General features: G+C 65.0%; 2 pseudogenes. One reads left to right on the top strand and one right to left on the bottom strand.

Annotation, left to right across the window (positions count from 1 at the left end):
• A pseudogene (locus tag FFS52_RS23450) lies at nucleotides 1-1,774 on the top strand (hypothetical protein); the annotation flags it as partial.
• Between the two features lie 232 nt (nucleotides 1,775-2,006).
• Here the strand turns inward: FFS52_RS23450 and FFS52_RS24015 are convergent.
• Nucleotides 2,007-2,120 (bottom strand): annotated as a pseudogene (locus tag FFS52_RS24015) (cobalamin biosynthesis protein); the annotation flags it as partial.

Raw genomic sequence — 2,120 nt, 5'->3', positions numbered from 1 at the left:
TGTGTTTAAAGGACAGCGCCAGCCTCGTCCCGCCCCGCTGGTCCACCGCAACAGAATCGAGCGCGCAATGACCGCCGAGCCCGCCTACAACGACGACTTCGACGACGAGAACACCGACTCCACCGTCGACATGCCCCCCTGGATGGCCGAGGGCAAAAGCGTCCTCCCCAACAACGTCCTCGGCATCACGCCGGACCCGGCGCCCCTCGAAGTCCCGGACTACGAGCCCGACGAACCCGCACCCGTCGACGGCCCCCAGGACGCCGAGGATCAACCCGAGACCGACGAAGGCCCCCAGGACACCGCCGACGACAGCAACACCACCACGGACGAGGCTGACGCGATGGACGCCCCTGACAACGCCGACGCGGACACCACCGCAGCCGACCCGGAAGACCCCGAGGACCCCGCCACGCCCTTCACCGACCCCACAACGCACACCGCCGCCGCAAAAGCGATCTACGCCGACGAGGACGCGCAGTTCTGGGACCGCCGCCAATCGCTCCGCAACATCCGCGACTACGCCGATAACGGCTATGCCTCCCCGTGGGGAGTCCTACTGTGCTGCATGGTTTTCGCCCTCCACGACGTCCCCCACACCGTCGCCCTCCCACGCATCGGACGCGTCGGCAGCCCCGGCAGTCTCAACTTCTTCGGCGCCATCGTCGCCGAACCCGGCGGCGGCAAGGGCCAAGCCACCGGCGTCGGAGCCGACTTCATGGGCCATAACCGCGACCAAGACGTACCCATCGGCACCGGCGAAGGACTCGTCAAACAGTTCATGCGCCCGATCACGCCCACCCGAGCCGCCCAGATCAAGAAGGACGGCCTCATCATCGACTCCTACGTCAACGGCTCCGACACCTACGAATGGGCACGCCGCGCAGTCAACCTCGACGCCAGCGAAGTCGGCACCCTCGAAAAGCTCGCCGAACGCGGCGGCGCAACCCTCGACGAAGTCCTCAAGAAAGGATGGTCCGGCGAACAACTCGGATTCGGAGTCGCCGCCAACGACAAACGCGTCATCGTCCCCGGCAACGCCTATCGCCTCACGATGCTTGTCGGAATCCAGCCCGAACGCGGCGGCATCCTCTTCACCGACGACGCCCGCGCAGGGGGCACACCGCACCGCTTCATCTTCGCCGAGGCCCGCGACAAACGCCGCATCGAAACCCTCGGCCTCAAGACCAGCCCGCCGCCGATTCCGCCCCGATTCGACCGCAGCGTCTTCAACCACCTCGGAGGCCCCTGGACCTCACCCTGGCCCAACGAGTTCCCCGTACCCGCCAACATCAAAGAAGAAATCCTCGACGCCATCCTCGGCGGTGTCGGCCTCGACGGCCACCGCGCACAAGCCCGCGAAAAGGTCGCCATTGCGCTGGCCATCCTCGACGGTCGCCGACACATGAACCAAGAAGACTGGAACCTCTCCGCCATCGTCATGGCCAAATCCGACGAACAACGCACCAAGATCGAATCCGCCCTCCGAGCCAAACGCCAACGCGCCGCCACCGCCCGAGGCACCTCCCGAGGCCACGAAGAGATCGCCGCCGAGAAAGTCCGCAACAACGACCGCACCGAACGAGTCGCCGAAACCCTCCGCGACAAGATCAGCCAAGCAACCGCCGAAGGCAAACCCATCAAGCGCGGCGACCTCCGCAAGGCCCTTAACTCACGCGACCGCGACGCCTACGAACCCGCCATCAAGCTCGCCGCTAGCTACGGGTGGATCACCGGCAACGACACCGACGGGTACACCACCAACCCACAATGAGCGTCCACCCGACCAAGGCAGGGGTGGACAGGTGGACAGGGTGGACACCAAAAATGGGTGTGGGTGAATGGTGGAATCCTTTTAGAAGATGAATTTACATACATATATATAACTACCTGGGGTTATTAGGTCACCCTCATACGGATTCAAATTTTGACCCAGACCCCCTGTCCACGTGTCCACCCTGTCCACCCCCCTTAATTTGTCCACCCCCTCGGAGTGGATTTTCAGGCCGCGCACCCTCGAGGTCCTCGGCCTCCAACGCTTGCGCGACCGCATCGCCGACCCGACACAGCGACGTGCCGCCCAGCGCCACCCACGTCGACGCCGCGGTCACCGCGACGTC

Origin of the sequence: Gordonia sp. ALPHA1B1, from assembly GCF_005502615.1 — a bacterium.
GTDB lineage: Bacteria > Actinomycetota > Actinomycetes > Mycobacteriales > Mycobacteriaceae > Gordonia > Gordonia hongkongensis.
This window is presented reverse-complemented; position numbering and strand designations above follow the sequence as displayed.